22 protein-coding genes and 2 tRNA genes are annotated in these 25,309 nt (G+C 57.5%); 2 read left to right on the top strand and 22 right to left on the bottom strand.

What is annotated here, in order from left to right; translation table 11 throughout:
* Window positions 1-35: 35 nt before the first annotated feature.
* The 3 genes from tatC to Q8N00_06420 form a co-directional block, all read right to left on the bottom strand.
* The gene (gene tatC / locus Q8N00_06430) at window positions 36-968 is read right to left on the bottom strand and encodes a twin-arginine translocase subunit TatC (GenBank protein ID MDP2382421.1); all 933 of its coding nucleotides are present in this window, start codon (window positions 966-968) and stop codon (window positions 36-38) included.
* A gap of 70 nt (window positions 969-1,038) precedes the next feature.
* Window positions 1,039-2,556 carry a Do family serine endopeptidase gene (locus Q8N00_06425; GenBank protein ID MDP2382420.1) on the bottom strand — a complete coding sequence of 506 codons (1,518 nt, stop codon included), beginning with the start codon at window positions 2,554-2,556 and terminating at the stop codon, window positions 1,039-1,041.
* Between the two features lie 164 nt (window positions 2,557-2,720).
* Window positions 2,721-3,500, bottom strand: a complete 780-nt coding sequence (locus Q8N00_06420; GenBank protein ID MDP2382419.1) for a hypothetical protein — start codon at window positions 3,498-3,500, stop codon at window positions 2,721-2,723.
* A 191-nt stretch (window positions 3,501-3,691) separates the two neighbouring features.
* Between Q8N00_06420 and Q8N00_06415 the strand changes: the two genes are divergently transcribed.
* Window positions 3,692-4,501, top strand: coding sequence for a glycosyltransferase family 2 protein (locus Q8N00_06415; protein MDP2382418.1), 810 nt, complete (start codon window positions 3,692-3,694; stop codon window positions 4,499-4,501).
* 21 nt (window positions 4,502-4,522) lie between these two features.
* Here Q8N00_06415 and Q8N00_06410 read toward each other — a convergent pair whose 3' ends face one another.
* Window positions 4,523-6,028, bottom strand: coding sequence for a hypothetical protein (locus Q8N00_06410; GenBank protein ID MDP2382417.1), 1,506 nt, complete (start codon window positions 6,026-6,028; stop codon window positions 4,523-4,525).
* Entirely contained in the window at window positions 6,025-7,752 is a 1,728-nt protein-coding gene (locus tag Q8N00_06405; GenBank protein ID MDP2382416.1) for a carbamoyltransferase C-terminal domain-containing protein, read from the bottom strand. The genes Q8N00_06410 and Q8N00_06405 overlap by 4 nt, the downstream gene beginning before the upstream one ends.
* A gap of 161 nt (window positions 7,753-7,913) precedes the next feature.
* On the opposite strand from Q8N00_06405, the gene Q8N00_06400 reads away from it, so the two are divergent.
* Complete coding sequence (locus Q8N00_06400) at window positions 7,914-9,806, top strand: hypothetical protein (protein MDP2382415.1); 1,893 nt, start codon at window positions 7,914-7,916, stop codon at window positions 9,804-9,806.
* A 217-nt stretch (window positions 9,807-10,023) separates the two neighbouring features.
* On the opposite strand, the gene Q8N00_06395 is transcribed toward Q8N00_06400, so the two are convergent.
* The 17 genes from Q8N00_06395 to xerD all read right to left on the bottom strand — a co-directional run bounded on the left by Q8N00_06395 (window position 10,024) and on the right by xerD (window position 25,309).
* A complete protein-coding gene (locus Q8N00_06395; protein ID MDP2382414.1) occupies window positions 10,024-10,470 on the bottom strand; it encodes a c-type cytochrome in 447 nt (148 codons plus the stop codon).
* Window positions 10,471-10,942: 472 nt separating this feature from the next.
* A complete protein-coding gene (locus tag Q8N00_06390; protein ID MDP2382413.1) occupies window positions 10,943-11,881 on the bottom strand; it encodes a DUF4115 domain-containing protein in 939 nt (312 codons plus the stop codon).
* Between the two features lie 10 nt (window positions 11,882-11,891).
* Window positions 11,892-12,572, bottom strand: coding sequence for a tetratricopeptide repeat protein (locus tag Q8N00_06385; GenBank protein ID MDP2382412.1), 681 nt, complete (start codon window positions 12,570-12,572; stop codon window positions 11,892-11,894).
* Between the two features lie 5 nt (window positions 12,573-12,577).
* Entirely contained in the window at window positions 12,578-13,492 is a 915-nt protein-coding gene (locus Q8N00_06380) for a PfkB family carbohydrate kinase (protein ID MDP2382411.1), read from the bottom strand.
* 3 nt (window positions 13,493-13,495) lie between these two features.
* Entirely contained in the window at window positions 13,496-14,395 is a 900-nt protein-coding gene (gene mtnP / locus Q8N00_06375; protein ID MDP2382410.1) for an S-methyl-5'-thioadenosine phosphorylase, read from the bottom strand.
* Entirely contained in the window at window positions 14,392-15,396 is a 1,005-nt protein-coding gene (gene miaA / locus Q8N00_06370; protein ID MDP2382409.1) for a tRNA (adenosine(37)-N6)-dimethylallyltransferase MiaA, read from the bottom strand. The genes mtnP and miaA overlap by 4 nt, the downstream gene beginning before the upstream one ends.
* On the bottom strand, window positions 15,393-17,225 hold the full coding sequence (gene mutL, locus Q8N00_06365) for a DNA mismatch repair endonuclease MutL (protein ID MDP2382408.1): 1,833 nt from the start codon (window positions 17,223-17,225) through the stop codon (window positions 15,393-15,395). The genes miaA and mutL overlap by 4 nt, the downstream gene beginning before the upstream one ends.
* A 66-nt stretch (window positions 17,226-17,291) precedes the next feature.
* Entirely contained in the window at window positions 17,292-18,068 is a 777-nt protein-coding gene (ybgF, locus tag Q8N00_06360) for a tol-pal system protein YbgF (GenBank protein ID MDP2382407.1), read from the bottom strand.
* A 5-nt stretch (window positions 18,069-18,073) separates the two neighbouring features.
* Complete coding sequence (gene ybgF, locus Q8N00_06355; GenBank protein MDP2382406.1) at window positions 18,074-19,528, bottom strand: tol-pal system protein YbgF; 1,455 nt, start codon at window positions 19,526-19,528, stop codon at window positions 18,074-18,076.
* An 85-nt stretch (window positions 19,529-19,613) separates the two neighbouring features.
* Window positions 19,614-20,297: a peptidoglycan-associated lipoprotein Pal gene (gene pal, locus Q8N00_06350; GenBank protein MDP2382405.1), complete on the bottom strand. Its 684-nt coding sequence runs from the start codon at window positions 20,295-20,297 to the stop codon at window positions 19,614-19,616.
* Between the two features lie 80 nt (window positions 20,298-20,377).
* Window positions 20,378-21,718 (bottom strand): Tol-Pal system beta propeller repeat protein TolB, encoded by a 1,341-nt coding sequence (gene tolB, locus Q8N00_06345; GenBank protein ID MDP2382404.1) that lies wholly within the window; start codon window positions 21,716-21,718, stop codon window positions 20,378-20,380.
* Window positions 21,715-22,713: a TonB family protein gene (locus Q8N00_06340; GenBank protein MDP2382403.1), complete on the bottom strand. Its 999-nt coding sequence runs from the start codon at window positions 22,711-22,713 to the stop codon at window positions 21,715-21,717. Before Q8N00_06340 ends, tolB begins: the two co-directional genes overlap by 4 nt.
* A gap of 28 nt (window positions 22,714-22,741) precedes the next feature.
* Window positions 22,742-23,194, bottom strand: coding sequence for a biopolymer transporter ExbD (locus Q8N00_06335; protein ID MDP2382402.1), 453 nt, complete (start codon window positions 23,192-23,194; stop codon window positions 22,742-22,744).
* Window positions 23,191-23,895: a MotA/TolQ/ExbB proton channel family protein gene (locus tag Q8N00_06330; GenBank protein ID MDP2382401.1), complete on the bottom strand. Its 705-nt coding sequence runs from the start codon at window positions 23,893-23,895 to the stop codon at window positions 23,191-23,193. Before Q8N00_06330 ends, Q8N00_06335 begins: the two co-directional genes overlap by 4 nt.
* 76 nt (window positions 23,896-23,971) lie before the next feature.
* Window positions 23,972-24,048: transfer RNA gene (locus tag Q8N00_06325), tRNA-Asp, on the bottom strand.
* Window positions 24,049-24,168: 120 nt separating this feature from the next.
* A tRNA-Val gene (locus Q8N00_06320) sits at window positions 24,169-24,244 on the bottom strand.
* Window positions 24,245-24,373: 129 nt separating this feature from the next.
* Complete coding sequence (gene xerD / locus Q8N00_06315; GenBank protein MDP2382400.1) at window positions 24,374-25,309, bottom strand: site-specific tyrosine recombinase XerD; 936 nt, start codon at window positions 25,307-25,309, stop codon at window positions 24,374-24,376.

The following is a 25,309-nucleotide window of genomic DNA, read 5'->3' as shown; positions in this document are numbered from 1 at the left end:
TTCTGTAAAACGTTACGCCCGATCTGCGTGTCCCGTTATCGCTGGCGCCCTGTCGGCACACCGACATAGTCGCCCTCTCCCACGCTGGAGAGTCCAGTCGCTTTCGCGTTTTCCGCCGTTGCAGTCACCACAACCGGCACCGCCGACTCTTCCGGCTTCTTTTTGTTGAAGAATCCCGCGCTCACAATACCGACTTCGTAGAACACATACAGTGGCAGGGCCATCAGACATTGATTGAACGGATCGGGTGTCGGGGTGAGGATGGCAGCGAAAATGAATGACCCCAGAAACGCCCACTTCCGATATCGCTTGAGAAACGGCGCATCGACCCACCCGAGTTTTGCCATGAGGGTAATGACGAGCGGCACCTCGAAAATCAGCCCGAATACCATCAGGAACCACAAGGCAAATCCGACGTACTGCGCAATAGAAATTTGGGGAATAAAACCGGCGTTGACGCCATAGGACAGCAAAAAGTTCAGTGCGAACGGCAAGACGAAGAAAAATGAAAAACCGACCCCCACGTAAAACGCCAGGGCGCTCAGCAGCACAAATGGCGCAACAAATCGCCGCTCCTGGGCATGGAGGCCCGGCACGACGAATTGCCACACTTCCAAGAGAATATACGGGGTCGCCGCAACAAGCGCAAAGAGCCCGGCCACCTTCACGTTTTGCCACAGGGCTTCAGCCGGCGCGAGAAAGACGAATGGAACGGTCGGCAGATCGGTCGGCACCCACGAGAGGGACCCGAGCACAAACATGTTCTGGAGGGGGATGCGAAGCCACTGCACCAACGTATCGGCATAAAAAAATGTGCCGACAAACACCAACGCCGTGATGATCACCGCGCGTGTCAGCCGGACCTGGAGCTCCACAAGGTGCTCCATCACCGGCATCTTCTTATCTTCCAGCGGCTTAAAGATCGTGTCTTGCAGCCACTGGTTGAGCGAATTCAAACCGTCGGACATACGAGCCGTTCATCCGATGGCTGGCCGTACCCGCTCAAATATCGAGCGGGTACCGCCAGCCTCAGGCCTGTTACTTGGGATTGACTGCAACAAACAAGCTATTGCCCTGCCGACTCAACAACAGGACCGCTAACTCGTCTTTCTTCAATTTGCTCGAAGCTTTCTGGTAGTCATCAAGGGTCTTCACGACTTCGTGGTTCACTTCCTGAATCACGTCGCCGCGCTGCAGACCCGCCGCTTCCGCAGAGCCGCCAGCGTCGACCGACGTCACGACCACACCGGTCATCTTCGCCGGGATATTCAATTGACTCATCGTAGCGGCATCCAATGCCTGAACCCGAATAGAGGCCAGGACATTATCCGGCAGCTTGGCCGTCTCGACCGGCTCCTTGGGAGCCGAGGGCTCCTTCTTCGCCAACATTTCATCCGTCGGCCGCTCCGCCACCTTCACGGATATGGTCTGCTCCTTGCCATTTCGCAATACCGTGACCTGCGCATCCTTGCCGACCATCGTCCGGGCGACGAGGTTTCGCAACTGACTCACGTTTTGCACTTCTTTCCCGTTGAACGCGATCACCACATCGCCACGTTTCATACCCGCAGTATGGGACGGGCCGTTCTCATTCACATCGCTGATCAGGACCCCTTTGCGCTGCTCAGGCAACTTGAACGACTTGGCCAAGGCCGGCGTGATTTCTTGAATGGCGACGCCCATCCAGCCGCGCACAACTTTTCCGGTCTTCTGCAGGCTCTCGACGATGTCCAGGGCAATACTGCTGGGAATGGCAAATCCAATCCCCTCCGATCCGCCGGTCCTTGAAAAAATAGCCGTATTAATCCCCATGAGTTCGCCGTTCATATTGACCAAGGCCCCGCCGGAGTTGCCAGGATTAATCGCGGCGTCGGTCTGGATGAAGTCTTCGTAATCGGCAATACCGACATTGCCGCGGCCTAACGCACTAATGATACCCAGGGTCACGGTGGAACTCAGCCCAAACGGACTGCCTACGGCTAACACAATATCGCCGACCTGCAACTTGTCATAGTCCGCCCACTTTAACGATGGAAGATCCTTCGCATCGATTTTGACCACAGCCAAGTCCGTCTTCGGGTCGGTCCCCACCACCTTGGCGGTGAATTCACGTCGATCGCTGAGCGTGACAGTAATCTGCGTGGCGCCTTCGACAACGTGATTGTTGGTGACGATAAATCCGTTCGAGTCAAAAATGACACCGGATCCTGCGCTTTGATCGGGACGGCCATGCCCTCCACCAGGAGGCATCGGCGGAGGAGTTGGAAGTTCGCCCTCTGGCCCTTCTTCACCGGGAGGTCCGCCAAATGGACCTGGCGGCAACGGCGATTTCCGACCTCGCCCCTTGCCTTCTCCGCCCCCAGTCACCGCAATGTTCACCACGGCTGGAGTCACCTTCTTGACGATCTCTGCAAAACCCTGTGTCAGCCCGGCTGGAACCCCGGCGGCAAAGGCTGTCGGTTCATTCGGTAGGACAGTAAACGCGAAGGTGCTTGTAATTAAACCAAGACCTGCGACAAGACCCAGAACATCCCTTCCCTTACTCCGCATGACCATAACAGCGTTCCTCCAGAGGGTTAACCGACGCGACCGCATCAACTGAACGGTGCATTGTACACTATCCGTTCCGAGGGCTTCAAAGACTAATAGTCCCCTTCGGACTCTCCAGAAACAGAGCCCAAAGGGGACAAGAGGACTACCCGCAAGACGATCGAACAGCTCTACGAACTGGCTCTCCGAGCCACCGACTCGGCTTCCAATACCCCAAGCCACGAGTTCTGGAGCCTTACCACCAGCCGCTTCGCTGCCTGCTCGAAGGACACGACACGAAGGGTATTGGGAGCGCCCTCGTATGTCGGGGGCCAGATACGACGCTGATCCTGAGGGCGCAGATAGATGGCCGGATACCATTGGTCGATCCCCGGTGCGCTCGGACGGTCCAGCGTGGCCCAACCCCGGCCTTCGGCCTGTATCAACGTCTGGCTGTGCTTCAAGTCCAGCAGGACAAACTCCAATAACGACCAGTTATCTCGACGAAACCCAGGCTGTGCATGGGTCGTCCATCCAAGGAACAATGTGACGGGATATTCCTGCTCGGTACTCGAAACCACCACGACGGCCAGATAGTCGAGTCCACGTTGCCGGCCCAGCTCTGCGAACTGGGCCCAATCGCCATGAGATTGCGGCTTGATATGGTGACCGGGGATAATCTCTTTAATGACCACAGGAATGGCATGACCGAGATCTTGCTGGAGGCTCTCAGTCAGACGAGTCAGCGCTTCCTCCGGCAGATTCGGCGCCGCACCAGGATCTGCGGTATCCGACACGACGACCAGCCCCGCTTGCAACGGCCGCCGATCGATCTTGGCGAGAGCGTCGGCGCCGGCCTGGCGCTCTACCGACACATAATCCCCGATCCGTGCCGGCGGAATGGCGGAGGCACAAGACACGACGAATACGGCACTCACGATCAGACTCAACTGTGCAAACAAATTGCGCATCGCCCACCTCCTGGCTGTGAGAGGCTCGCCTGTCGATTCACACGACATATATACGTTCGCTCCCCCGCAATAGATCTGTCAAGCCCGAGCCATCCACTTGCAATCCTGCCCATGGCTCGGCTACCGTATTTTCTCACGCCTCTGCCTCTCGTCCGGGGACGCCGCAGCTCATCCCAACAAGGCTGGTTCCTGTGTCATTGCGAAACAACTCCGGCTCCATCGAGTGGTCGATCATCATTCCAGCCCATAACGAAGCGGCTCGCATCCTTCCCTATCTTCGAAGCATCACCTCGTACATGCAAGACCGAGGACGGCCCTATGAAGTCCTCGTGGTCGATGACGGTAGCACCGATACCACCGCCACTCTGGTTGAGACCGCGGCCTCTTCCCTGCCACACATTCAGTTAATCCAAGCTCCACAACGACAAGGAAAAGGGGCCGCCGTACGACGGGGGATGCAAGCCGCGACCGGACAACTCCAACTGTTTACCGATGCCGATGGGGCCACGCCGATTCAGGAACTCGCCCGGCTCGAACAGGCCCTGACACGCGGTGCCGACCTGGCTATCGGATCACGCGCATTGGCGTCCCGCTTGCCAGACTATGCAGTCCAGGCCCGCTTCACTCGAACCCTTTCTGGCAACCTGTTCAATTTCATCGTACAACAATGCGGCCTCAGAGGAATCACCGATACTCAATGCGGGTTCAAGCTATTCCGTCGACCGGTGGCCATCGACCTCTTTAGTGTCTCCTCGATCGATGGTTATGGTTTCGATCTCGAACTGCTCTACGTGGCGCAACAACGAGGATACCGTATCGCAGAAATACCGGTGAATTGGTCCGATCAGCCAGGCTCGAAAGTCCGCGTCCTCCGCGATGGCCTCGCCATGCTACGCGAATTGGCTGTGATCAGACGGAATTGGGCCAAGGGTTTCTATTCCTCTCAGGCGCAGAATTTCCATCCAGCAACAGTCGGCCACCTCGAACGCCCTCCTCAATAAAAAGGATTGCGCTCCCACACATCACTTGACGGTCTGTACATAAATCGACACTTTCCCATCTTGATATTCCCGTAGCCATGTCGGCTCGTCTGCAAGCGCCTCGTCCAACAGACTCTTTTTCCTCACGATCGCCCAATCGACCGAGTAGGCAGTCAGAACAGAAAGCCTCGGAGGGTCGGTCAGGCTCAGGGCCACGTAGTCTTGAAAAATCAGGCGATCCCCGCTTCGCCAGGCCGGCATACGCCCATCGATAAAGATTTTCTCTTCCGGTAACCACCAGAGCAGAAACCCTCCGTAGGCATAGTCGTTATACAGCCGCTGCCCTACCAGGTCCGGATGCTCGCGAACCCACTGCACCGCCTCAATCGGATAGGACGTGCTCTTGAAATACTCGGCGGGCTCAAGACCGGACTGCACCACCCGCTGAAGATGGTCCGGCCCCAACCAGACCATGAATAGCCCTCCTGCCAGCGTCCCCGCTAACACCCATCGCCTGGCACGAACGGAATCCGAACTGAGCCAGACTGGCAGCTGGCCAAATCCTTCGGCCAACAACTCGGCACAAAGCGGGAGACTGACTAAGAGAAAAAACGGAATGTTTCGCATATGACGCAATGAGAGAAACAAAAACACCAGCCAGACGGCCCATCGCACCGGCTCGATACGCCGATACCAGGCCGCCACCGCCAGCCCCAATCCAGCCAGATATAACGCGTAGCTGCGGCCCGCCAACGTACTCAAGGACAGTGGCTGCCATTCCTGCAAGTTATCGAGCATGAATTGGTTCGACAGGGAATCGATGATCTCTCCGTACAACCTCCATCCATAGGGGTTCACCAAAGTCCCCAAGGCCGCGACGCCCCCCACCACTATCAACGTTCCAATCGTGGGCCATGCGAGGGGCCTTTCATCAAGATGTAGGGCCAGACCAGGTGCCCAATGAAGAACTCCTTTGATCATTGCAAAACAGGCCGTCACCAGCCCCAGCAGAAACAGCCCGGCCGTAAACCCTCCGTGCAGATTGGCCCAGAGCAGAAATACCGGCGGAATCAGCCATGGCAAACGGGTTTCTCCGTTCAGAGTTCGCTGAAGAATCACCAGCAATACCGCGAGGCCCAGCAAGGTGACCATTTGGGTTCTCGCCCCGAGATACGGCAAGGCCACCCACAAAGATAGGGCACAGGCGAGCAGTCGCGCAGTTCTATTGCAAGGGGCAGAACAACTCGCAATCAGCCAAGCGCCTGACGTCACCGCGCTAAAGAAGAGAATCACCCCCAAGGCGCCGAACATCTGATAGATAGCCCCGACGATCAAATCGGTCAGCCAGGCATGTTCAACCCAGGGCCAGTCCGGCATCGTGTGGGAATAGGGATCGAGAGCCGGCAAGGTCCCGCCTTGCCAGAGGAGATCGAGGCCCGTCCTCAGATGCCATCCGAAATCAGGCTCTGTCAGAGGCTGCAGCGTCAAGTTCAGAATGATGAGCAGGAGGAAGGCATCGAAGGCCGGAAATAGGCGGTTACCCCTCACGCGTCACCCTTCACGGCTGTGGGGCGGCCGATCAACAGATTACCCAACACCAGCCACTCCACGTCCGTGCGGAGGAAGCAATCCACCGCCTCCTCCGGAGTGCAGACGATGGGTTCATTGACGTTGAACGAGGTATTCAGGAGTATAGGGATTCCCGTCCGACGACCAAACGCTTCCAGGAGCAACCGATAGCGCGGATTGGACATCGCATCCACCGTTTGAACCCGCGCCGAACCATCGACATGGACGACGGCAGGGATCAGGCCTTTCGCCGAGGGGAGGACCGGAACCGTCAACAGCATGAAGGGCGACGGCGCCGGCAGATCGAAATACTCCGAGGCCTTCTCCTCAAGGACCGATGGAGCAAAGGGTCGAAAGGGCTCCCGGAGTTTCACCTTGGCATTGATCAACTCCCGCATATCCTCCCGCCGTGGATCGGCCAGCAGACTGCGATTGCCCAGCCCGCGCGGCCCCCATTCCATCCGACCTTGGAACCAACAGACCAACCGGCCATTCTCCAGCTCACCCGCCACCTTCTCGCAGAGTTGATCGTCGGGAAGACGTTCGGCTGACAACCCGGCCTGTTCGAGCGCAGCCAGGCACTCCTGCTCGGTGAACTCCGGTCCCCAGGAAGCAGATCGCATGACCATGCGCTCGGTCAACGCTCCGCGCCGGTGAGTCAGCCACAGAGCCGCCCCCATGGCAGCCCCGGAATCCCCCGCCGCCGAAGGGATATAGATCTCGCGGAATCCAGCCTCCCGCCACAGGCGACTGTTGGCGACACAATTATAAGCCACGCCTCCGGCGAGACAGAGCCGATCGAGACCGGTCAGGCGTTGCAGATGACGGGCGAGATGGAGCACCGTCTCTTCCAGAACCATCTGTGCACTGGCGGCCAGATCTCGATGCCGCTGCGTAACCTCGTCCTCTGGCTGTCGATTGGGCCCCAACAGTCGAAGGATGGCGGGAGAAAACATCCGCTGCCGGGCCAGGTGAAAATCGAAGATCTTCGTATTCAACTCAAACCCGCCATCGGGGAGCAGACGGAGGACCTGTTCCCGAAGCGCCGCTGCAAACCGTGGCTCGCCGTACGCCGCCAAGCCCATCACAATATATTCATCATGATCCGGTTTAAAGCCTAGATACGCGGTCATGGCCGCATAGAACTGTCCTGCCGAATGGGGAAGCGATACCCGTTGTAGCACTTGAATATCGTGGCCGTCGGCCCGTGCCAGCATGGTGGTATGGGCTTCCGACGCCCCATCCACGATGAGCACGGCCGCGCGGTCAAACGGGGAGACAAGAACTGAGCTGGCAGCATGACAGAGATGATGGTCCAGAAAGACTGGTTCGGGGCAGGCGGTTCCGTCAATCAGCCGGGTAAGATAGCGACGAAGGAAGAAGAGCTCCTTCCACTCCTGAGTCAGCCGCTCTGTGCTCCGCTTGCCCTTCACCCAACAGAGTTGCGGCGACCGGATCATCGCCCCAAAAACCAGCGCTCCACGCCGACCGACTTGCCAATACTTCCACGGCACGGCTACCGCATCCACATCACACAACCGCACACCAGCCGTACGGAGACAATAGCGAATGGCCTGTACCGGCAGCGCCGTGACATGTTTCACCCGGACGAACCGTTCTTCTTCTGCCGCGGCAATGATTCTGCCATTCTCGACCAGCGCCGCAGCAGCATCCCGCATGTTCGAGAGCCCGAGTATCAGCATTGATGCATCGCCCTTCCCCTATTCAGGAGGGCAGAATAACTGAGCGTTCACAGCCTCGCAAGACCACCGGCGCCCTGTTGCATTCAGTCTGACATTTCGGTACGGTGCAGAGCTTGAATTCCTCTAGCCAAACCGGTCACGACAGGCACCACTCCCCAACTATGGTCATCGCACAATACTCACCGGCTCCACCTCGACGGCTCACGAAACAATGGGCCATTCTCCTCTGTCTCCTGATAACCGTGGGCGGACTATGGGGATGTGAGAAACTGACGTCGGGGTTTCGTCGAACCCCGTTGCCGGACATGGGTCCGCGTTTGGCAAACTCCGTCAAGCTGACTTTCGATCCCTCCCTCACCAACCTCAAGATGCAGTACACGGATGGATGCAATAGCCCACATGAGCTCAACGTGGGAGAGGAAACGGAATCTACCCTCATCGATGCTGCGGCCCAAAACTTTACGGCCGTCACCGTCACCGGGGGAGTGGCCGCGCCAACTCCACCCGACACCGAAATCCTGGTCACCCTCCAACGCTCAGGCCTCAAACTTTGGGCGGACAATGTCTATGACCGCGTGCCAGCCGACATGGTTCTCGAAGCGCTCTTGACCTTTAAGAATGCCACGGGAAAAGAGCTGGGACAACAAGCCATTTCGATCACGCACAACCAACGCCTCATTCTGGAACCAACCCAGCGCCGTTGCGACTACGGCAACATGGGGGAGTTCGTACATGACGCCGGGGTCGTCCTCGCGACGCAATTCATTCGAGCAGCCAGGACCCAAATGACCGGGGCTGCTGGCCAGGCACCCGCCACAATGGCAGCCTCACCAACCAGACCTGCGACACCAACAACGACTCTACCGACCAAAGGCATTCCTTCGGCACTTTCGTTTAAGGCCACCGTGCTGGACGAGAACAGTAATTTAGTTTTTGAGGGAGGCGAGCGGATTCGAGTCCGCATCGATCTCGTAAACGGAGGAGAGCTGGAGCTTCAGGGTGTCACGGCGACTGTAACGGGAACCGCCTCGTTGCTCGCCCAATTTCCGGCCACCACGCTGGCGGTCGGACGACTGCAACCGGGCCAATCCCGCTCGATCGAATTTGTGGCGACGTTGCCGCAAGCCGTCCAACAGCAGAAGGCCGAGCTCCAGGTGGCCGTGTCTGAATCAGGAGAGAAGACTCAACCGCCGCCTCAAACCCTGACCCTGTCGATTCAACCCACTGGCATCAAAGCCGACGACGTGGATCAGATCCCTGCTGTGACCGCCGGATTTCATCAACCCCATACCTATTTGCTCTCAATTGGGATCGGGTCCTATCGAGACCAGCAAGTCCCCTCTCGCAAGTTTGCCTCCTTGGATGCTGAAATGGTCTCAACCTATTTTCAATCCCTCGGCGGCTTACCGGCCTCCAATGTTCGACTGTTACAAGATTGGAAGGCGCTCCGTCCTGATATCGACGAAGCCCTGTTGGATTGGTTGCCGCCTCACATGAGCAAGGATGCGGTCGTCATTATCTATTTCGCCGGCCTGGCCTCGGTCTCTTCGACGGGAGACATATTCCTGGTGCCATACGATGGGACCGCGACAAGCACCTCACGAGCCTACCCACTCAAGGACTTGGAGGCAGCGCTCTCCCGCCTCAAAGCGAAGCACACGGTGTTTCTGTTTGATGGGATTGTCTCGCGCATGGGACCGGATAGCCGAACCAAGCCCGTCCTCCCCCAATGGAACCCCACTGGAAACTCAACGCTCCGTGTCATTGGAATCAGCGGGATCGGACGTGGGTTAGAAGACGACGAGCATCGGCATGGGCTCTTCACCTACTATCTGCTGCGGGCACTGCGCGGCGAGGCCGATACGAATCGGGATGGCGACGTGACGCTCGGCGAAACGGTGGCCTATCTCAGCCAAAAGGTATTGTGGGCCTCCAAGACCCACATGAGCCAGGAGCAACGCCCTGTGATTGCTCCACCCCTCCGCTCAACCGATCCGTCTGCTGCCCTGATATTGACCAAGCCAGCCTCGATCCAGGGAACGGTCGCTCGCTAGAAGCGGTCGTACGCCTTACCAGCCATCAGACCCAGACATGACTCGACATACTGTTCAGGGCGTCATGCTCACGGCCCATGCATGGCCACCACGCGTGAGATGCGGCGTTGCTCTTCCGCACAGGCTCGACGAAATAGGGATGGCGCGATCAGCGAAAAAAAAGGAGGGTGGAGGATTCGCTCCTCCACCCTCCTACACTACTCACGCTCCAGCGAAATTACTCGCCCTTGCAGAAGCTCCGCTCATAGTTGATGATCGTCCAGGCTTCTTCTTCGTTGATCGCGGCCGGGATCAGGGAGACCATCCCCGTGCCTGCACTGCCGTTCTTGATCACCCAGAAGAGTTCGCCATCTTTCCGCTTCTTGTGGAACTTGCAATTCGTGAAATCGCGGGGGCTCGGGTTCAAAATCGCACCGGCTGGGCCCTGGCCATTTCCTTCTTTGCCATGACAGTTGAAGCAGGTGCCCTTGCCCTCAAACAACGCCTTTCCTTTGGCGATACTCTCAGGAGTTACAGCCACCGGATTCTTCATCGCCTTTGCATCGCTCATCTGATCCGCCGGAACGCGGGGCTTCAGCGGCTCGCGCTCTTCAGCTCCGACCACTGAGACCGACAACATCATCAGCGCTGCGCTGATTCCCAGGAACTTAGCGAAATACCCCATCAGACGTCCTCCTTTGTGTTTAACCGCACGTGAACTCGGCCTCTGACTCAAAGATTCATGTAAAGTCTACAAAACGCCGGGGAATATAACAACGGCCTTCCACCCATGTCAAGCATTCCAGCTCGACACCGACCCCTTCCCGCTCCGAGAATTTTTCACGGCCTCGCGCCTCACTTCATACTCACGTTGATTCCACTGGCGATCGTTCGTTCTACCAGACACTACTCAAAGCTCGTGCCAGAGCACACATTCTATGATGCATGATATTCCAGCTAGTTAGGACAGGTGCGACCCCTAAAATCTTGGACGCTTAAAAATGGTGACACCATTGCGCCTCAGTCCCTACTGCGATGCCCCATCAATCGATGGAGTATGCCGAAGACTCGCAGCTTCTCGTCAGCTACGTCCGTCTCTCACTGAACCGAGATATGAATGGGATGAACCAATAAAAAAGGCAGCACCTTGAGGACCGTTAGCGCTTGACCACGATATCGCGAGCGACTTTACCACTCGGGCCGAATGGCTTTTGTGGCTTGCCATTGAGCTCGGCTTTCACTCCTCCAGCGTTACCCAACGTCAGGATAAACTGATCCTGCCCCTTCCATCGGCCCTTTTCACCTGGCCTAAGCAAGGCCTCTTGCGGGCTCCCCCCATCGATTTGGACCACGACCCAACTGAGTTCAGTCGCCTCAAGATCTAACACCAACTGTCCGTCCGTGACCCCGGTCCCTTCGAGAGAAATCCCTCCCAATGGCCCATCGCTTCCCAACGAGGAGGGGACAGGGGTGGTCGACTCGGGCATCGATGACGTCAAGGGCACGGCTCCAGCTACTGGTCCAACAGTACTTCCCATACCTGTCTTGGCTGGCACGAGAGGGGACTCCACGGATTTTGGCTTAGGAGCTGATGGAGGCACCACTTCTGCCTGCGGGCTTGGCGGCGGTACGGCCTGAGTTTCCTGAGACGGTTGGATGGTCCGCTTGGAGGAAGAAGCCGGAAGATCTGAGCTCGACCGACGAACCAAGAGCGACGACTGCTCACGGCTCAACAGAAAAATAAGCGTGAAAATCGCGATACCGATGGCAACTGCAACAGCCTTTCGATTCGATTGCCGCTTCCGCTCCTCCTCCGCCTGCCTGACTTTCAAACGCTCGCGCTCGATTTGCTTGTCGTAAAAGGCGCCAGCCGATTGCACGAATCGGTGGATCGCATCCTCCTCATCGAGGCCGAGAGACCTGGCATAGGACCGGACAAATCCTCGCGCAAACACCTGATCCGGCAGCTTGGCGAAATTCCCATCTTCCAACGCCTTCACAAAATCGGTTCGAATTCGCGTTTTGGCCGCGACCTCGTCGATCGTAAGCCCCTTGGTCTCTCGCACCTGTTTGAAAAATTCGCCAATCGATTCCATAGATATCTCTCTACGGCTTGAGCCGTGTCAGCAGTTCTTTCGCGGCTGCGGCATACTCGCCGCCCTTATCGAGTGTCGTCACCTTGATCAGCGCGTCTTTTGAACGTCGCTCGAATCCAAGCTTGTGATAGGCCCGTCCCAGCTCCAAATTTAGCAAGGCGGGGGGAACATTCGGCGGACTGACCACTAAGGCATCTTCGAACGCTTCCATCGCGCCTTGATAGTCACCCTCATGAGTCAGCGACCGACCGAGATGGAATCGGGCCAGATCCGGTGTCGTATAGACTGGATTGGCTAACGCCTGATGAAATGCTGCGATCGCGTCCCGCCATCGCCCCTGCTTCTGCAGAACCTGCCCGAGATACGTGTAGGCCTCTGAGTAATTCTCATCGAGCGCTGTCGCAGCCCTGAGCTCTTCTTCCGCTTGAGGCAATTTCCCCTGCAGCGCTAAAATATGGCCGAGCCCATATCGTGCTTCCTTATTGTCGGGATTGAGCTTCAACGCCTTTTGAAACGAGACATAGGCCTTCTGCTGATCGTATTCCAGGCTCGCAATACCTTCCTGGTAATAGCCTTTTGATTTCTGCATCGACTCGTCAGAAATTGCACAGCCTGGCAGCCATCCGATCACCAGACCCAAGGCGACCAGCGAACAGACCCGTACTCGAACCATGGGAACGATGGAAACCATATTCGTCACGAAATGTCCTCGAAATGGGTCAACTGCTTAAAGGCTCGAAAACGGTCTTGCACCTCTTTGTAGTCCAGGATTCGCAAACGGTCAAGACTAAAGGCTTCTACGGTAAATGACGCCATCACGCTCCCGAAGATAATGGCCTGTTTAAATGCCTCGACTGAACGATTGCCGGTCGCCGTCAGGTAGCCCAAAAATCCTCCGGCAAAGGTATCCCCGGCACCGGTTGGATCACGCACATCTTCAAGCGGGAAGGCCGGAGCCCCAAACATCTGCTTCTGATTGAACATCAAGACCCCATATTCTCCACGCTTGATGATGAGATGCTTGGGCCCGCGGGCCAGTATTTTCTGTGCAACCTTCACAAGATTCGTATGTTCGCCGAGTGCCCGAGCCTCCCCATCGTTGATGATGAGGATATCGACCTTCTCCAAGACCCGCCACAACGCGTCTCGCTTGCCGTTGATCCAGAAATTCATCGTATCGCACGCGACGAGGGGCGGGCGCGGAAGCTTCTGCAAGACATCCAACTGGAGCTCCGGATCGATATTGCCCAAGAATAAAAGATCCGGGGATCGGTAGGCCTCAGGGATCTTGGGACGAAACGTTTCGAAGACGTTGAGCTTCGTATCAAGCGTATGCGCTTCGTTCAGCTGATGTGTATATTCTCCTTTCCAGCGAAAGGTCTCTCCTGGCCGCTGCTCCAACCCCGTCACATCGATGCCACGGCTTTTGAGAAACGCCAGATGCTGCGGAGGAAAGTCTTCCCCCACAACAGCGATAAGATCTACGCTGGTAAAGTAACTGGCCGCAGTCGAAAAATAGGTGGCCGACCCTCCCAGCACCTCACTGACTTCTCCGAAGGGTGTCTTCACCGTATCCAGCGCGACCGACCCGACCACAAGCAACTTCCCCATAGCTCACCGAGTTCCTTTCTTCACTGGAACAGCCCGATCTATCAACAACGCCAGCTTCCGCCTGAGCGCGACCGGCATCCGATCCGGCGCCGTAATAATGGCATCCTGTAACGCGCGCTGACAGCGGCACGAGGTGACGGCGGCCACCGCAGGCATCACCGTCCGCAACAGTTGCTTGGCCAGCATGACATTCTGGCGAAGCGTCGCCAGGATGCCTTCGACAGTGACGGCCTCTTCCGTCTCATGCCAACAATCGTAATCGGTCGCCAAGGCCACCGTGGCATAACAGAGCTCTGCCTCGCGTGCCAGCTTGGCCTCAGGAAGATTCGTCATGCCGATGACGCTCGCACCCCATTGACGATACAGCCGGGACTCCCCTTTCGTCGAAAATTGCGGCCCTTCGATGCAGAGATAGACCCCTCCCTGATGCACCGTGGCGCCAACCGCGCGGGTCGCCTCCAGCAAGGCCGCACCAAGCGAGGCACAAACCGGATCGCCGAATGCCACATGCGCGACAATCCCTCCCTCGAAGAAGGTGGACACCCGCCGCTTGGTGAAATCGATGAATTGATCGGGCAACACCACGTCTCCCGGCTTGATCGACTCCTTCATGCTCCCAACGGCACTCACAGAAATCACCCGACTCACCCCGAGCGACTTCAGGGCATAGATATTCGCACGGTAGTTAATTTCGGACGGATTGATCCGATGGCCTCGGCCATGCCGTGAGAGAAATGCAATACGAATTCCGTCCAGCTCGCCGAGGACCACCTTATCGGAAGGAGCGCCGAAGGGGGTTTTCACTGCGAGCTCCTTCACCTTCCGAAGCCCTTCGATATCGTAGAGCCCGCTCCCCCCAATGATCCCGATGTCTGCACGCGTACCCAGTCCCTGTCGTCTCATGCCTGGCCCTCAAGTGTCAGAAGAAATCGCTCGACCTGCCCAATCACCAACTCAGCCGTGTGCGCGACAGAGTCAGAATTCTCGATCGCCAGCCACTGCACTCCCGGCTCCTTTCGAAACCAGGTCATTTGTCGCTTGGAAAAATGTCTCGTATCCCGCTTGAAGCGACGCACCATCTCCGCCGCATCGTACTCACCGGCCAAGTGTTCGGCCACCTGTCGATACCCCAAGCCCTTCATCGCCGAGCTCTCACGCTGATACCCCAGGGAGAGAAGGTGTGTCGTCTCTTCTATCAAACCATGAGCCAGTTGCCAATCGATTCGCTCCTCGATGCGCCGATACAGCACATCGCGGTCGCGATTCAGACCGATGATCAACGCACAAAATGGCCGTTCGGCAAATGCATGCTCCTGCTGAAACTCCGACATGCGACGTCCAGACAGTTGGTACACCTCCAACGCGCGAATGACTTTCGATTCATCCCGTGGATGCAGCCGAGCCGCCGCCACAGGATCAACGCCTATGAGTCGCGCGTAGAGGCGATCGAGCCCCTGCTCCTTTGCCTCCTGCCTCAAGGCCGCCCGCAGCATTGGATCGGCCGGTGGAGCATCGCACAAGCCCTTGAGAAGGGTCCGCACGTAGAGCCCTGTGCCACCCACCACTAAGGGAAGACGGTGATCCCGATAGAGACGATCTATCTCATCGACCGCCTGACCGCGATACAGTCCTGCATTAAACGGTTCATCGGGATTGACGAGATCGATCAGACGGTGAGGAACCTCCTGGCGCTCCTCCTGAGCCGGTTTGTCCGTCCCGATATCCATCCCGCGATAGACTTGCCGGGAATCTGCCGTGAGCACCTCCGTCTCGAACGCCTTCGCGACCTCGACCGCAACACGGCTCTTCCCCACAGCCGTCGGTCCAAGAATCACAACCACAGGCTTACACCAGACCTGTATGTCAGACAGCCGATGTATCGCCCGAGTCGGAGTAGCCATCATGTCCATCCGACCCGACCGAACAACTTGGCGAGTTCATCGGTCGAAAGGCGAAACGCGGTGCGGCGCCCATGCGGGCACGTCGTGATCAAGCCCTCTTCCATCCAATCCTGAATCAACTGTTGAATCTCGGGAAGCGCCATGGTTCGTCCGGCCCGCACCGCCCCATGACAGGCGAGAGACGCCAGCACGGGCTGTACTCGCAAGTCCAACGACGGAGCCTTGTCCCATTCGGTCACATCGTCGAGCAGATCCTGCACCAATGCCGGCACATCCACCTTGCCAAGGCCAACCGGCACGCCGCGAATCGCCACAGCCGTGGCACCAAACGGCTCAATCAAGAGGCCGAGCTTCTCCAGGTCATCACCCCGCTTCAGTAACAACGTGCTCTGGATGGCTGACAGCTCAATCGGCTCCGGAATCAAGAGCGGCTGCGACGGAATGTTCCGGCTTTGCCAGCCCCGCCACAGCCGTTGAAAAAGGACCCGCTCGTGCGCCGTATGTTGATCGATCACTTGGAGTTCTTCGCCCACCTGCGCCACGAGATAGGTCTGACGAATTTGCCCAAACGGGACGATATGAGGTTTCCCTGTCCGCTGATAATCGGCCACTGACTCATGGGCGAACGCCAACTGACTGCCCTCAATGCTGCCTGATCGAGGGACCGCGTCATTCGAAGGAGTTCTAAAATCCAGCGTAGCGCTTGATAGCGATGCCGCCTGATGAGAACCCTGAAAGGAGGGAGTTTCTCGCCCGACCGTGGAAACGAACTCCGTGGCCTTCTCCGACTGCCCTGTCGGCGTGAGACCCACTATGGCCGTCCGTTCGGCCCCCCCGAGTGCGTGACGGATGGACTGGCGCACCAACTGATGGAGCGATTCTGTGTCCGCAAAACGGACTTCCTTTTTCGTGGGATGTACGTTGACATCCAGTCGATCCGGCTCGATATCCAAAAAGAGGACGAACGTCGGGTGTGATCCCTTGGGAAGAAACGATCCATACCCGTCCATGACCGCATGAAAGACGGTTGCGTTACGGACCGGACGCCGGTTCACAAACAATTCCTGCGGCATCTTCGAGGACCGTGCATGAACAGGATCGACCATGACGCCGCGAATCGCGAGGCCCCCTGCCCGGCCCCTCACCTCAATGGTTCGGTCAAGAAACGCCGGGCGATAGACTTGGAGGATTCGATCCCGATCCGACGCCACCGCGGGGTAATTGAGGATCTCTTGGCCGTTATGGGTGAGACGAAAGTGCACCGACGGCCAGGCCAGACCTGCGAGCTGCACGACATGATTGATATGGGAAAACTCAGTTGTGGTCGTCTTGAGGAACTTCTTTCTCGCCGGTTGATTGAAAAACAGGTTGGAAACTTCGATCCTGGTGCCAGGTACGGCAGGCGCGTCGAGAATTGCGCTGCCCGCGCCTGCGATCAGGGTGAGCTGTGCGCCCACCGTATCCTGCCTAGTCGACGTCGTCACCAGCACGTGAGACACGGACGCGATGCTCGGAAGGGCCTCGCCGCGAAAGCCCATCGTCGTCACCGTAGCCAGATCCCGATCTGACCGGAGCTTGCTGGTGGCATGCCGCTCGAAGGCACGGGGAAGGTCCGCACGGCTGATGCCCTCTCCGTCATCCGTCACACGAATGAGGGCAAGTCCGCCATCTTTCACATCGATCGTGATATGCAGGCCGCCGGCATCGAGACTATTCTCCAGCAGCTCTTTGACGACGGCGGCAGGGCGCTCGACGACCTCGCCGGCCGCAATGCGGCTGATTACATCGTCTGGAAGAACCTGGATTTTAGCGGTGCAACTGGCCGCGGGCATGGGGCTAGGCTCCAGGGGACGCCGGCAACAAGGGAGCGCCGGCGAACGGTTTTGAGAACCGTCCGGTCATCGAATTTCTGCGAGCTTGCTCTTGGCCAACTTCGCCTCGTCCGACGTAGGAAACTCTTCGATGACGCGTTTGAGATGCTTCTTCGATTTCACGAGATCTCCGGTCTCGCCCGCCGCAAGTCCCGACTTAAAGAGCGCTGCCGGCACCTTCTCATTGCCCGGAAACTCTGTCGTAAGATACTCGAATGCTTGGATCGCGCGCACATAGTCTTTCTGCTGATAGGACGACTCGCCCAGCCAGTAATAACCGTTCGGCGTCAGCGACGTGCCGGGGAAGTCTTTCACAAATCGCTGAAAGCCCGCCACGGCAAGATCGTATTTCCCATTGAGATAATCGTTGTACGCCAGATTGAACGCCGACGTCGGGGTAATCGTCGGGACACCGGGCATCATCGTCGGCACATCCGATGCCGACGCGGGCTTCTGCGGTTTGGAGGGACGGACCGGCTCTCCTGGAGCCGGTTCCATCTTGGGCGCAGCCGGTGCACTCGGTATCTCCTCTGGTTTGGCAGCCATCCGGCTTTCTAACTTTTGGACCCGCGCAGACAACTCATCGATTTTCGGATCGCCCTTCGACTTGCCCGATTCGCTATCCTTCACCCGTTCCAGCGACTCCAACCGTCGTTGCAGAGCATCCAACCGTTTTTGATCCTGATCTTGCGACTTCGACACCGTCGACAAATTATCACGTAACTCGACAAAGTCAGCATGTTTCGCACAGCCACCGAGCCACAGCATCACCACCAACCCTACACACTGTATGTTCTTGCGCATCACGGTTATCGCGACTCCTTCAACTGGGATAGTTTATCGGACGCTTTACCTGCCTCCGGACTCCGTGGATACAACGTCACCACCTGTTTGAAGGCCGAAGAGGCGCGCTTCTTATCTTTCATCGCCAAGTACGCATAGCCCTTCTTCAAAATCGCTGCCGGGACTTTCTCGCTCTGGGGAAAATCCAGCTCGACACGATCGTACGAATCGATCGCCTGCCGATAATCCTTCTTGCCGTAATGCGACTCACCCAGCCAATACCGCGCGTTGGGAGAGAGATCCGAGCTTGGATAGTCACGTAAAAATGCGGCAAATCCCTGCCGGGCTCCATCGAGGTTCCCATCACGAAAGAGGGCCAGCAGCCGTTCGTACTCAAGCTTGTCGGCATGCTCCACGTTCTGGCTAACTTGTGGACGCGGCGACTCCTCGGATTCGCTTGTTGATGCCGCCGCCTCGGTCTGCACAGGAAGTGCCGCCGACGGCGCAACCGGCTCAACTGTTGCGGTATCGGACGACAGCATCGGCGCCGATCGAGGAGACGTCTTCGACGCTGGCTGACGAGCACCAGCCTTGTTTCCTCCACGCACATGTGTGTTCTGGGCCGCCTGATCGACGGCTGTGGAGAGGGCATCTAGACGGCGGTCCTGCTCATCGAAACGAGCTGCGAACTTCTGCGCAACAGACGCAACGCTCTTATTGACCTCGCCTAAGTGACTGGTCACGGATTTATTCATCTCGTTGATATGGGCAGTCGAGGCTTTATTCGTCTGCTCTTCTTGACCAACCCGCTCGCTCAATCCTGTCAACGAATCCCTGAACCCCGTCAAGGACTGACTGAACTGCGCGAACTTGGCGGCCAATTGGTCCTGGCGGTTTTGACTGTCCGCCGCAGCCTTGCGCTGCTCCTCAAGACGGGCATCCACATTCTTCATGAGTGCGCCGTTGGTCTTCTGCACCGCCTCGATCAATTCTTTTCGCAGAATCTCCATCTGCTTATTGACGTCGTCGAGGCGGCTGTTCATCTCGGTCCTGAACTGGTCACGATCCCCTTTGGTCTTCACATCCTGTGCATTCAGGCTTTCGCGAACCTGCGCATAGCGATTGGCGTTCTCTGTGTCCAGTTTCCCCGCCAGGTGTTCCAATTTCTTGGTTTGCTGTTCAAGTATCGCCGAACGTTGCTTCAAGTCCTCCTGCTTACCCTGGAGCTCCTGGGCCTGATGCAATGCCCGCTCCAATTCACCACGCAACTGCGGCAACTCCTGCTCCCGAAGCACCGAAATTTCCTGACTCTGTCGTGCACGGGTCTGCGCCGACTCATCGCTCGTCTGCTTGATGCTGCGCTGAAGACTCTTTTCTGTCTGCTTGAGATCCGCTTGTTGCGCAACGCAACCGGCAGACAGCAGCGCACAGATGAGACTGATCGTCGTCCAGGTTCCCCTTGTATCCGAATGGTTCCACATCGTTTCACCCACTATGATAAAGGAATTCCCTGCACTTGCTTCACGGACAACGGAGCCCTACCCATCACAACAACGAGCATACCGCTTACTTCCCGGCCTTTAACGCAAGATGTCCGCGCCGGTTCTGCTGATAACAGGCCTCCGTACGTTCATTGCAAGAAGGCCGCTCTTTCCCATACGACACCACGGACAAACGATTGGCGCCGACACCGAGTTCGACCAGATAATTCCGCGCCGCTTTCGCCCGTTTTTCCCCGAGGACGAGATTGTAGGCAGAGGTCCCGCGCTCGTCGCAATGCCCTTCGACCTTGACCTGCGCACTGGCATTGCTTTTCATCCATTCGGCGTCGCGGCCCAGCGCTTGGCGCCCATCCTCGGAAATGGTCCAGCTATCGTAGCCGAAAAATACATCTCGCAAGCCTGCTGCGGCCGAAGCCGCTTGCTCGGCACGGATCTCATCCATTTGCCGCCCGTCGCTGCCGGAAGGATCGGCTTTTGCCAACAACGTACCGCCACCGATTCGCTCTTCCGAAGGATTCTTGTTGATCCCATGAAGTCCTCCCCCACTGGACTGAAGACTCGTGTCCGGGAAACTGCCCACCCCGGACTTCGAGCTATCTGAACTTCCTGCACTTCCTCCCTTTGCCATGCCTTGAGTGGCCTGGGAATCACCGCCCGATTGCACAGACTTCTTGGAACAGCCCGACATACTCATCAACGCCAGGCTCGCCACGAGCGTCACGCCGCAGGCACACAACGTCTTCTTCATAAATCCTTCTCCTCTTTCTATATAAGTCATCTCAATCGTTGATATGCGTGTACTCACTTGCTGAAATCGTACGGGCCCTCTCACGATGCCGGGGACCAGGAAGGGGCGCTATTGTGCGTCCCCTCAAAGGTCAGCCGCTCGATATCCTTCCCATCGGCATTGATCATATAAATGTGGCTCTTGCCATCGGACGTCGAACTGAACACCAGATGCCGGCCATCCGGAGACCAGGAGGGTGAATCGTCGACGCCCGGTCCTGTCGTCAATTGCATCCGCTTCTGTCCGTCGGGCGAAATGAGGCAGAGCTTATACTCCCGACGAGCCCGGCAGACATAGGCAATCCAGTTGCCGCGCGGTGACCAGACCGGCGCCGCATTATAGTCGCCTTCAAACGTCAGACGACGCACGTTCGAACCGTCCGCCCCCATCAGGAACAACTGCGGCCCGCCCCCTCGATCCGACACAAACACCAGCTCTCTCCCGTTCGGAGACCAGGAGGGAGACAAGTCGCCGGACGGATTTGATGTCAGGCGCTGGATCGCTTTCGTCCTGGTATCCAACCGATAGAGTTCCGAATTGCCTTCGTGGCTGGAGGCAAACGCCAGAAAATTTCCATCAGGAGACAACGCCGGAGTGATATTCAGCCCCCCCAGGGAAATCACGGTCCATCGCTTACCCGTCGCCAACTCAATCATATCGATGTCCTGTGAATTCCGGTTGCGATAGGCCGTAAACACGAGAAACCGGCGATCCGGAGACCATCGCGGCATAAGATTCAGGAATCCATCGGCCGTCAACTGGCGTGTATCATATCCATCATAATCCATCACGAACAACTCTCGGGCAGACCCATGTTCGGCCACATAGGCAATCTTCGTCCGCGCAATACCAGGCTCGCCCGTGTACCGAAACACGAGCTCGTCGGCAAATCGATGCGCCATCAGCCGCACCACCGAGGGGGATCCTGCATACCGCTTGCCCCCCACGACTTCGTCGCTGCCGCTGTCATAGACGAAGCCTTCCATGTTCACGTCGGCATCTTTGTCCGCCTCCTTCAGGCCCGCTTTTCCCCAGACCAGCACCGAGACACCCTTCTCGGCTGCCTGCTTAAATACGGCCTTAGAGCCGGCTTCCGTCCCGTTACCGATAGCAGACGTCTTAATCCCAAGACTGGGCAGATCCAACAAATCAAAGACCAGGGAGCGTTTGACATCTTTCTTGAGGACTTCTTCGATCCGTCCCCCCAACCAATCGGGGCCGCCGGCATTTTGTATCCCCGCGACCGCCAGCGATATTTTCTGAAAGTCCGGGCGCGTGGCCTCCAGGAAGACATCTGCCGCGCCGGACTCCAGAATACCGATCGCACCGGCAATCAGCAGCAGCCCGCCGACCAACGCACTGATCAATTTCACTTGTGTCATCCGGCCGATTCTCCCACTCGAAAGACCATCTCGACATCCTTATAACTGTCTGTCATATCGGCAGGAAAAGCCGGCACCATACGCGGCTTCAGCACGGCCCGCTGGCCTGCCAGATCATAGTAGGCATTCCCTGACGACTGTTGCACAACCACGTCCTTGATCGTCCCATCCCGCTGGAGCCGAAACTTCACAACCATGGTATAGGCCTGTCCTGCCATATCGATCGGCGGCGGCTCCCAATGACTGCTGATGACAGCCTGCACGCGAGCCCAATAGGGATTCGACCCGGTCGTACCGGAAATCTTCAGCGCCGTATCCGGGGTCTTCACCGACGAAACTTTTGCCTCTTGCTGAGGAGCCGGTTTCACTTGCGCCTCGCTCGGCTTCACCTCTTTCAGGATATCCAGCTTCGCGGCAGGCTGAAACTGCTTAATCTTCTTCAACTCTTCTTCCAGTTCACGATTCAAATCGTCGCTGACTGAAGACCGCTGCAAAGGCTTGGCATCCGGGTCCGGCGCCACATCGGGAACACGTGGAATATCGAAGGCCTTCACCTTCGCCGCCTGCTGGGATTGAGCTGCTATTTTTTTTGCAGGGCTCAAATCGCCGAACTTCGGTGCATCCGGCGGGAGCTGAAGATCCCGGAGCAAATCCCTCCTTACCTCGCCCTTAGGAGGCGCAACGGAAGGGGCAGCTCGTGCGGTCATCGTCTTAACCAATGGCGCAGGGACCGGCTTCGGATCTGCAGTTTTCACTGACTCAACCGGCTTCGACGGCTCGGCCGGCCTCACAGGTGCCGGCAGACTGACCAGCGACACTTCCACCGACGTCAGCGGGCGCTCACCTTGTGATGGAAGTCTAAGCCCGGTGATCACAAGCAACAGCGCGACGTGCAGGCCGAACGACAACGCCAGCGTTCGCTTGAGGCGAGCGTTCATACCGGATTCGTCCTGGTCGAACCACAGACTCGACTGGACCGACGTCTGGGACGTCATAACAACCAGCCCCCTTACGCACGGTGCATCAATTCTTTCGCGGCGGCAGACGCGGGACTTGCGGCGCGGTCACATGCTCGGGACCGGCCGGCTCCGTCACCATCCCGATCTTCTCGATGCCGGCTTTTTTCACACCGTCCATCACTTGAACCACGATACCATAGGGCACATCGCGATCCGCCCTCAGATAGAGCGACACATCGGGGTGGTCCCGCTTCAACAGCTTCAATTTCTGTTCCAGCTGAGCCACGCCGACCGGATCTTTGTCGAGATAGAGCCGCTGGTCTTTTTCGATCGTGAGCACCGTACGCATTTCCGGCTTGATCGTATTCGTGGCAGAGGTCGGCAGCTTGATATCCATCCCTCGATACAGCATCGGCGCCGTGACCATGAAAATCACCAGCAGGACGAGGACCACGTCGACGAGAGGGATCACATTGATTTCGGCCAGAAACCGGCGGTGCCGAGACTCAAGGGTCATCCTTGAGCTCCGACCGGAGCAGGTTTCGACTTGGATGCAGTAGTCGCGAGGGAGGCCAACAGCTCGAGGGTTACCGAATCCAACCGGAATGCCGTATTGCGAATCCGGATAAGAAAGTAATTATAGGCGATAACGGCGGGAATGGCGGTGAACAGACCCGCTGCCGTCGCGACGAGGGCCTCCGCCACGCCAGGCGCGACAGCGGAAATACTGGCGGTTCCTTGCGTGCCGATCTCACGAAACGCATCGATGATTCCCATCACGGTCCCGAGGAGTCCGACAAATGGCGTAATATTTCCCGTTGTGGCAAGAAAGGGGAGATAGGTCTCAAGCCGCGAGAGCTGGCTTTGCCCGAGATGGGCTGCCGTCCGCTCGATTACATGCTGATCCACCGGTCCCGCACTGGAGCCGTTCCGCCCCTCGGCGCGCCCAGGTCCCACACGCTCCATCACACCTTCGAACACAGCAGCACTGGGACTCCCCTCGATTCGCCGAACTTGCCGATACAACTCATCGAGGTCGTGTGTTTTGGCTAAGAGCGCAAGAAACCGCCGATCCTCTCGATCGGCGATGCGGAAGGCTCGCCATTTAGAGAAAATTACAGCCCAGGAAATGACGGAAAATACGAGCAGGAGCAAGAGAACGATTTTTGACACCGAACCAAGCGAGCCGACCAGTCCGGATAGACCTGTCTGAAACATGCGGCGATAACCTTTCCCGACTCTAGGAAGTACTCACCCTCCTGCCTACGAAGTCCACACACTCACCGGAGAAAATTGGCGGGGCCGACGGGATTTGAACCCGCGACCTCCAGATTGACAATCTGGCGTCCTAACCAGCTGAACGACGGCCCCTCGAAACTCAACGTATAGCGGAAGATGTAAATGACAAGACGATATCTAGCGGTTGGTCCCGTCTGAAGTTCTTAATGCTTCGTATCGTATCTATCCTGTCCCCTTATCCCAGCAATTCCCTGGTAGGCGGAACAGGGATCGAACCTGCGACATCCACCGTGTAAAGGTGGCGCTCTGCCAACTGAGCTATCCGCCCGATTTTCTTAACAAGCTGGGCGGGATGCTACCAAGTCCACTTCCCCATGTCAACCGAATCTCGCACTCTTCTTGCATTTTTTAGCCATCACCAGCTCCACACCATACCATGAATCGAAGCTTCTCTCGGTTATCTTTTCTGTCCAGGCCTCCGGCTCGTCCGAGGAAAACAGGTGTCATGCACCCGCTTCAGACGTCCCCGTTCGACATGTGTATAAATCTGCGTGGTCACGATATTGGCATGGCCGAGCATGACCTGCACGGAACGAAGATCGGCCCCGCCTTCGAGCAGATGCGTGGCAAACGAATGCCGCAACATGTGCGGTGAAATCACCTGGGTGATCCCTGCTCGCTGCGCACGCCCTCGTAGTAGTTTCCAAAACCCTTGCCGCGTCAGCGGCCCCCCACGTCTTGAGACAAACAGATACCGCGAAGTCCGTTGCTTGAGGAGCTGCGGCCGCGCTGCCCCCACATACTCCTGCAGCAATTGCCTGGCCCCTTCTCCCATCGGCACCAAACGCTGCTTCGACCCCTTGCCCGTGACCCGGAGATAGCCGACATCAAGATTCACCTGTGCGACTTCAGCCGTCACCAATTCAGATACGCGCAGCCCTGTCGCATAGAGCAACTCCACCATCGCACGATCACGCCGGTCTTCAAGAGTAGGGATTGCGGCCAGATCCAATAACGCGGTGACATCCTGCTGCGTCAGAGTTTTGGGCAGACGCACGCCGCGAGTGATCGCGGGCAAACTGATGGCAGGACGGTCCTCAATCATTCGTTCCTGCACCAGAAACCGGAACCATCCGCGGATTGCCGACAGACAGCGGACGGAGGAGGCACGAGACAATCGGGCCTCCTGTAACGAACGAAGAAATCCCGTCAACATCGCCGGCGTAAGCGGTTGTAGCCCTACGGCGCCGGTGCGATGCACATACGCATGGAACTTACTCAGGTCGCGTCGGTAGGCTTCGATCGTGTTGACGGAGAGACCACCTTCTACTCGAAGATGGCGCAAATATCGCTCGACCAGCGGGGCCAACATCATCGGTTCGATGATAGCCAA

It is taken from the genome of Nitrospirota bacterium (genome assembly GCA_030684575.1).
Taxonomy (GTDB): Bacteria; Nitrospirota; Nitrospiria; order Nitrospirales; family Nitrospiraceae; genus Palsa-1315.
Note: the sequence above shows the minus strand (reverse complement) of the source record. Positions and strands in the feature narration are given on the sequence as shown.